This is a genomic window from Mycolicibacterium septicum DSM 44393 (assembly GCF_000455325.1).
In the GTDB taxonomy this organism is placed as follows: Bacteria; Actinomycetota; Actinomycetes; order Mycobacteriales; family Mycobacteriaceae; genus Mycobacterium; species Mycobacterium septicum.
Map to the genome: position 1 here is coordinate 1,956,443 of NZ_HG322951.1, position 7,226 is coordinate 1,963,668.

A 7,226-nucleotide genomic window follows, 5' to 3' on the forward strand; every position below is an offset into this window, starting at 1 on the left:
GCACATGAGCCCAGAACTCGCGGACGACCGATGGTGGATGACCGGGACGCATCAAACAACTCCTCAGGCGGGAGCTGTTGCACTAGCCCCTTGAACCCAAGGCCGATCTGCCGCGAAAAGGTGCACACTCGCTGCAGTGTCGCCAACCGGGTAGGTGTTTCTACTCGCGGCGTGCGGCTGCCAACAACTTTCGCCGCACCCGCTCTACGATGCCGTTCTTGCCTGACACCATCGACTCGGTCACCCAGAGCACGGTCCAGTCGTACGATTCGAGTTCGGCCGTGTGCGAGTGCACCCATGCTCGGTACGCAGCTGAGTCCTTTTCCTCATCGCACTCGACGGCCAACTTCCATCGAGGCCAGCCCATCGCCGCCCGGTTCCACACCAAACCCCACTGGTCATAGAACGGGATCTGAGTTTGGAGCCCCGGTATCCCCGTGCGGCGTAGCAGTAGCCGAGTTCGCGACTCAAGCGGTGACTCGGCACCGCCATCGGCCTGCGCCAGCGACATCCGCAGGCGGTCGACACCTCGAATCCCTGGATTCGCATCGGCCAACGACCACACCGTCTCTCGGTCGATTCCGGACTTGTTGATCAACGCGTCCAACACCGGGACGGCATCTGCGCAGGGCAGCAACCGGCCAAGATCGAAGATCGTCCGGGCCACGGTGGTGACCCGCATCCCGTCCACGTCACAAATATCTTCAGGTGCAAGGACATAAGAGCGCACCTGGAGCCCGTCCGGCGCGCGTCGATTGCTCCGTACGACCTCGGCCGGCGCGTTGACGTCCAGCCAGCTGACGCCGTGCACCGCGGCCGCCGAAATGCCGCTCAGGACAGCGTCGGGACCGGCGAACAGCCATGCGGCCCGGGCCCGTAATCCCGGTGTGAGAGCGACGTCATCGGGGAGATAAACATCGCGGTAGACGGCGCGATAACTCGTCCGCAGATCGTGGGCGGAGAGTAGTCCGGCTGCTATTGCGGCGCTGCCCAGGAAGGGACTGGGCCGACTGCCGGGAGAAAGGCGTTGTTCGTCCACGGGGCCAGCATCGGCGCGCCTACCGACAATCGACCTGCCCCGGACGGAGGTTATCCACAGCCCTCAGAGGCGAGCGGAGACGAACCTGGCTGCTTGGGCCACCATGCCTGACCGGATGTAGCCGGGCGCCAGGTGATCCTGCCAGCCGGCCTGCCACTTGTACGGGCTGCTCGGATTGCAGATCGGATCATCGGAGTGGCACAAGTCGATGGTGCGGTTCTGATAGGCCGGGTTCAACAGCGTGATCGGTGCGGCCCAGTTGGCGCCGTTGCCGAACAGTGCCACCGCCGCGACGTGCCGGTCGGTGCCCTTGGGAAGCGGACTGTTGAAGGTGAACGCCGAGATCGGCATCGCCAGAATGAGATCGGTGGCGACGGCGCCGAGCGAGTATCCACCCAGGATGAGCCGGGTGTTCGGACAGTTGCGGGTCATCCACTGCACGTGGCGGCTCATGTCGTTGGCAGCCACATCGGCCTGGGTATCGGCCGGATACCTCACCGAATAGAGGGCGACATTCGGGCCGCGCAGCGTGCGCAGTGCGTTGACGAAGGCGGCACCGACTTGTCCTGGACCTGGGGGCTCCATGCGGCCGCGGGCGAACACCACCTCCGCCGGTGGGCATGTGGCGGCCTTCGCGGCGCCAATCATGCTGGGCGCCACCGTCATTGGTACCACAACGGCAGTCAAAGCGGTGATCAGTGCGGCCGACATTCGACGGCCAATCACGCGTTAGATGGTATTTACGGCGCCGTCGAGAATAGGTGGCGGTCCGGCAACGATCCGGCGACGAAGTTCATCTCGGCGAGCGGCCGGGGCCGACTCAGATACGCCCCGCCACGAAATCCGCGGCCTGGTTCACCATTCCGCCGTCGATGTAGGCGCCGGCCAGGTGATCGGGCCAGTTGTTCTTCCAGGTGTCGGGGTCGGCGGGGTTGCAGATCGGGTCGGCACCGTGGCACAGCTCGATGGTCCGGTCGGCATAGACCGGGCTGAAGCGGGTGATGGGACCGACCCACGCGGCGCCGTTACCGAACAGGGCGACCGCGGCGATGTGGCTGTCGGCGCCTGCAGGCAGCGGAGTCTTGAAGCCGAACCCGGTGAACGGGACGGCCAGCACCACGTCGGCGACTGCCGCGCCCAGCGAGTACCCGCCGACCACCAACCGGGTGTCCGGGCAGTTGTCCATCATGTACTGGATGTGCCCGCTCATGTCGTTGGCGCCGATGTCGACTTCGGTGTCGGCCGGATACTTCACGGCATACACACCGATGTTCTTGTTGGCCTTGGAGCGCAGAGAACTCACGAACGCGTTCCCGAGGGTGCCGACGCCGGCGGGTTCGGTGCGGCCGCGGGCGAAGACGACCTCGACCGGTGGGCACGAGGCGGCGTTGGCGACCGACAGTGAGCCGGGCAGGACGGCCGCAGTGAGCGGCAGGACAGCAAAGGCCGTCGCGATGATGGCTGCCACACCGATACAGCGCCGAACCAGTCGGGCTACGTGGCTTCCTGGGTGACTCTGGTTAGGAAGTTCGACCACCTCAGCGATCGTAGCGGACATCGACTACAGGAGTCCGGCGACGAAGTTCGCGGCGTCGTTGGCTGGGCCCTCGTACGCCCGGTGTGCCTGCACGCTGTCACCATCACCGCAGATCGGATCGCCCGGGTTGCACAGGTCGATGGCGCGGCCTCCGTACACCGGGCTGGAGGTGAGCGGCAAACCGAGCTTGGCCGACGGGTTGCCGAAGACGGCGACCGCGGCGACGTGCTCAGGGACGTTCGGCGGCAACGGCGCGTTGAAGCCGACGGCCGGGAACGGGACGGCGGCGATCACGTCGATGACCGCGGCGCCCTGCGAGTATCCACCCAGTACCAGGCGGGTGTTGGGGCAGTTGTCCACCATCCACTGGATGTGCCCGGAGGCGTCGTTGGCGCCGCCCGCCGCGGCCAGGAAGTCGAAGCTGGCCGGGTAACTCACCGCGTAGGCGCCGACCGAACGGCCGCCGACCTTGTTACGCAGCGAATTGACGAACGCATTGCCGATCCGGCCGAGACCCGGGGTGTCATTGGTGCCGCGAGCGAAGACCACCTCGATGTCGGGGCAGTCCGCGGCCTTGGCCGTGGGAAGGCCTACGCCGAGCCCCGCGGTGGAGGAGGGCACCACAGCCGGTGCGACGACGGCGGCAGCAGCGGTGAGCGCTGCCGCCACGAACACGGTGCAGCGACGAACAAGATCAATAGCCACACCAAATCCTAACGTCTGTTGTTGACTAGACGATTCCCGCGACGAAGTTGGCGGCCTGCTCTGCCATGCCTGACGTCACATAATCGCTGTGCGCGAACGGGTTCCGGCCGCGCGAGCAGATCGGGTCCCCGTCCTTGCAGAGGTCGATCGCCTTGCCGCCGAACACCGATGAGGTCAGCGGGATCCCGAATTTGGTGGAGGGGTTTCCGAAGACCACCGCTGCGGCGACCTGAGGGACCAGATCGCCGGCCAGGGGTGGTGCCGATCCGACTTCCCCGACCTTGTTGCCGAGCGGCGGGATTCCGGCCAGCATGTCGACGACCGCGGCGCCCTGTGAGTAGCCACCGAGCACAACCCGGGTCGACGGGCAGGTGGACGCGAGCGTGGCGATGCGGTTGGCAGCGTCGTTGGCGCCGTCGGCCGCGGCCAGGAAGTCGTAGCTGGCGGGATAGTTCACCCCGTACGTGGACACCGTGCGGCCGCCGACCTGGGAACGCAGCGCGTCGGCGAAGGCCTGCCCCGGACGTCCCAGATCTGGGAGATCATTGGTGCCGCGGGCGAAGATGACCTCGATGTCGGAGCACGGCGCAGCCGCGGCGGGTGCTGCGAGCGCCAGCGGGAAAGCTGCGCTGACCAGGGTTGAGACGATCGCGGCCACCCGGGCCGACTTCCGGAGGAGACTCACGGGGGACATAGTCACACAAAATGCTTAGCCGCGGCTAATCGATTGCGCGTTCGGACGTCTCCTGCAGCGCCATATCGGGCCAGGTCGCAAGCTCGACCTGAGTGGCCGCGCCGGGGTCCGCCTGCTCGCTGCGGTCACCTTGGCGGGCCAATGCCAGACCCACCAGGACCACGGCGCCGCCGATCGCCTGGCTCACCGACATGGCCTCACCGAGCATGATCCAGGCGATGAGGACGGCGAACAGCACCTCCGAGAGCCCGACCAGCGAGGCGAAGCGCGGCTTCAGCCTGGCGATACCGACGATGCCGAGGGTGTAGGCCAGGGCGGTGGGGATCAGGCCCAGCGCGATCACCGGCACCAACCAGGCAGTGGTGTGCCCGGCGATGGTGACGGGGTTGGTGGTGAAGGTCAGCGGCATGACGCCGGTGACGCCGAGGAGCGCCACGGCCGCGGTGCCGACGATCAGACCACCGGCGGCCAGGCTGATCGGGCTGAGTCCGTCGCCGTCGGCGCTGGCCTTGTTGGACATCATGAAGTAGCAGGCGGCGCACACCGCAGCGGCCAGGCCCCAGGTCACGCCGGCGAGGTTGATCTGGGAGCCGCTGAACACGTCGAGCACCAGGACGATGCCGGCGACGGCGACGGCGACGCCACCGAATGTCATGGCGCTGGGGCGGTGCCGGGTGGTGGCCCAGACCCAGCCGACGACCAGGATCGGCGCGGTGTACTCCAACAGCAGGGCCACGCCGACCGAAAGGTGTGCGACGGCGTTGTAGTAGCAGAGTTGCGCGCCGGCGATGGGGATCAGGCCGTAGCCGACGACGGTCTTGGCGTGGCCGAGCACCTCCCGGATCCAGCCGGGCCTGACGACGCTGGCGAACGCGGCCATCATGAGTGCGCCGCCGGCCAGCCGGGCCGTTACGGCGGCGGTGGGGCTCCAGCCGGATTCCATCAGGGCTTTGGCGAACGGGCCCGATGAGCCGAAGGCGAGTGCGGAGCTGACGGCGAACAATAGGCCGAGCCGGAAGTGGTTATCGGCGGTCGTGCGGTCGAGCTGGGCTTCGGCAGTCATCGGTACACCTCCCCTGGGGCATGTCATGAGTAAAATTGATTATGCTAATGACAGTAGGGTAGAACTTACGGCGACAGGGGGTCATGAGTCAAATGCTTTTTACCTATGACACGGAGCTGACGCTCCGGGCTGCGATGGTGTTGGTGAACACCGATCGGGTAGAAGGCGAACAACTGTCTGACCAGGCCGACCTGAACGCCTATCTGGATGACTTCGGCTGGACCGGCCGGCGTGACCGCGACGACGCCGAACTGGAGGCCGTGCGCGCGCTGCGCAGGCGCGTCGGGGAGATCTGGGCCGTGGCCGACGACGAGGAGGAGACGGTCCGTCGGGTCAACGCGCTGCTCAGCGATACCAAGGCGGCGCCGTGGCTGACCCGGCACAAGGAGATGCCCGAATGGCACCTGCACCTGGCCTCGGTCGACGACCCGCTGGCGCAGCGCATGGGCGCCGAGATGGCGATGGCGCTGGCGGACCTCATCCGCGGCGGCGAGCTGCGCCGTCTCAAGATCTGCGCGGCCCCGGACTGTGAGGCGGTGCTGACCGACCTGTCGCGTAACCGCTCGCGGATCTTCTGCGACACCGGCAACTGCGGCAACCGCCAGCACGTCGCGGCCTATCGCCAGCGCCAGCGCGAGGACTGAATCGGCGCAATCACGCTGTCCCCAGCCGGGTTAGGGTTGCGCACGGGGGACATATGGCACGGCGATCGGCCACTCGATTACAGCTCAGCGGGCATCGATTCCTGCTGCGGCGAATGGCTCATGTGTTGGTTCGCGGTGACGCCCGCATGCTCGACGATCCATTGCGCGCACAAGCGGTGGCCTACGGGGCGGGGTGCGTACTGGCGGCCGTCGCGATCTCGGTGTGCGCGGTGCTCGCACTGATGCGTCCGGGCTCCGCGCCCGGCGACGCGCCGATCCTGATGACGCGTGACACCGGCGCGCTGTATGTGCGCATCGACGACACCGTGCATCCCGTGCCCAACCTCGCTTCGGCGCGGCTCGTCGTCGGCACAGCGGCGAATCCGGTTGTGGTCAACGATGCTGTGATTGCGAAGTTCCGCCGCGGGCCGCTGGTCGGGATACCGGGTGCTCCCACCCAGATCGGCCGGCCGCTGAACCTGGACGAGTCGAGTTGGGCGACGTGCGATGTCGCCGAACCCGCCGAGACCGTGCTGGTGGCAGGCCGGGCCGGCCTCGATGTCTCGCCGCTGCTCAGTGGTCAGGCCCTGTTGGTCTCAGCACGCGCGGTGGGAGGGGCGACCTACCTGCTCGCCGACGGGTGGCGGGCACGGGTGGATCTTCGTGACATCGCCGTCGTGCGGGCGTTGCACCTGGAAGGTGTTTCCGCCCAGCCGGTTTCGCAAGCCCTGCTGGACTCCGTACCTGAGGCTCCCGCCTTGCAGGCGCCCGCGATCCCGGGAGCGGGTTCTCCCGGGCCGGCCGCGCTGGGCGGACTCACGGTGGGCACCGTGATCCGCGTGGTGCGTGCCGGTCCCGCCGAGTTCTACGTGGTGCTCGCCGACGGGCTGCAGCGCATCGACCGGGTGGCGGCCGATGTCATCCGCTTCAGCGTGGCGCAGCCACATGACGAACCGCCCGTCGTTCCCGCCGACGTGGTGGCCGACGTGCCGGTCGCCGCCGGACTCGCTGTGGCCCGGTTTCCGGAGCGGGTACTGCCTCGTGGACGTGCGGTGGTGTGCGCCCGTTGGGATCCGAGGCAGCCTGGACCCGATACGAATACGACTGTGACCATGGCTGACTCGCTGCCGGGTGGCAGCGTGCAACTCGCACAGGCTGATGGGGAGGGACCGAACATCGATCGTGCGCAGATCCCGGCCGGCCGCAGCGTGCTGCTGGAGGCAGCCAGTGTCGTCCGCGGGGCGGCCGCCGGTGGACCGCTGTACCTGTTGAACGATCTCGGTGTGCTGTTCGGGATCCGCGACGGGGAGACCGCCGAACAACTCGGTCTGGGGACCAGCGCTGTCCCCGCGCCATGGCCGATGCTGGCCATGCTGCCGCGTGGCCCCGAACTCAACCGGGACGCGGCATCAGTCGTTCGGGACACCGTGCCCGGCATCCGGGCGGCGCCGGCGTAACCGGTTGGCCGCCAGAATCAATGCGGTCACGACCGTCGCGGCGACACAAATGGCCGCGCCGCCGAAGGCGATGCGCCGCGGCAGGGA

Annotated in this window: 8 protein-coding genes; 2 read left to right on the plus strand and 6 right to left on the minus strand. The window is 67.6% G+C overall.

All coding sequences use genetic code 11. From position 1 onward, the window contains the following. Positions 1–160 precede the first annotated feature (160 nt). From TX88_RS09215 to TX88_RS09240, 6 genes are all read right to left on the minus strand, one after another. Complete coding sequence (locus TX88_RS09215; protein WP_044516254.1) at positions 161–1,039, minus strand: hypothetical protein; 879 nt, start codon at positions 1,037–1,039, stop codon at positions 161–163. 63 nt (positions 1,040–1,102) lie between these two features. Continuing rightward, entirely contained in the window at positions 1,103–1,750 is a 648-nt protein-coding gene (locus TX88_RS09220; RefSeq protein WP_044516256.1) for a cutinase family protein, read from the minus strand. 109 nt (positions 1,751–1,859) lie between these two features. Continuing rightward, the gene (locus TX88_RS09225; RefSeq protein WP_244438392.1) at positions 1,860–2,507 is read right to left on the minus strand and encodes a cutinase family protein; all 648 of its coding nucleotides are present in this window, start codon (positions 2,505–2,507) and stop codon (positions 1,860–1,862) included. A 93-nt stretch (positions 2,508–2,600) separates the two neighbouring features. Further along, complete coding sequence (locus tag TX88_RS09230; protein WP_044516258.1) at positions 2,601–3,281, minus strand: cutinase family protein; 681 nt, start codon at positions 3,279–3,281, stop codon at positions 2,601–2,603. 25 nt (positions 3,282–3,306) lie between these two features. Further along, the gene (locus tag TX88_RS09235) at positions 3,307–3,975 is read right to left on the minus strand and encodes a cutinase family protein (protein ID WP_084621846.1); all 669 of its coding nucleotides are present in this window, start codon (positions 3,973–3,975) and stop codon (positions 3,307–3,309) included. 25 nt (positions 3,976–4,000) lie between these two features. Beyond that, on the minus strand, positions 4,001–5,038 hold the full coding sequence (locus TX88_RS09240) for an EamA family transporter (RefSeq protein ID WP_044516260.1): 1,038 nt from the start codon (positions 5,036–5,038) through the stop codon (positions 4,001–4,003). A 92-nt stretch (positions 5,039–5,130) separates the two neighbouring features. Here TX88_RS09240 and TX88_RS09245 point away from each other — a divergent pair, with 92 nt between their 5' ends. Both TX88_RS09245 and eccB read left to right on the plus strand, forming a co-directional pair. After that, positions 5,131–5,682, plus strand: a complete 552-nt coding sequence (locus TX88_RS09245) for a CGNR zinc finger domain-containing protein (RefSeq protein ID WP_044519240.1) — start codon at positions 5,131–5,133, stop codon at positions 5,680–5,682. A 53-nt stretch (positions 5,683–5,735) separates the two neighbouring features. Beyond that, positions 5,736–7,139, plus strand: a complete 1,404-nt coding sequence (gene eccB / locus TX88_RS09250; RefSeq protein ID WP_044516262.1) for a type VII secretion protein EccB — start codon at positions 5,736–5,738, stop codon at positions 7,137–7,139. The last annotated feature ends 87 nt before the right edge of the window (positions 7,140–7,226 follow it).

What these genes read in the sequence shown, in the direction of transcription:
- TX88_RS09220 (WP_044516256.1), bottom strand. Translation starts at nt 1,750, where the DNA reads ATGTCGGCCGCACTGATCACCGCTTTGACTGCCGTTGTGGTACCAATG.
- TX88_RS09235 (WP_084621846.1), bottom strand. Translation starts at nt 3,975, where the DNA reads ATGTCCCCCGTGAGTCTCCTCCGGAAGTCGGCCCGGGTGGCCGCGATC.
- TX88_RS09240 (WP_044516260.1), bottom strand. Translation starts at nt 5,038, where the DNA reads ATGACTGCCGAAGCCCAGCTCGACCGCACGACCGCCGATAACCACTTC.
- TX88_RS09245 (WP_044519240.1), top strand. Translation starts at nt 5,131, where the DNA reads ATGCTTTTTACCTATGACACGGAGCTGACGCTCCGGGCTGCGATGGTG.
- eccB (WP_044516262.1), top strand. Translation starts at nt 5,736, where the DNA reads ATGGCACGGCGATCGGCCACTCGATTACAGCTCAGCGGGCATCGATTC.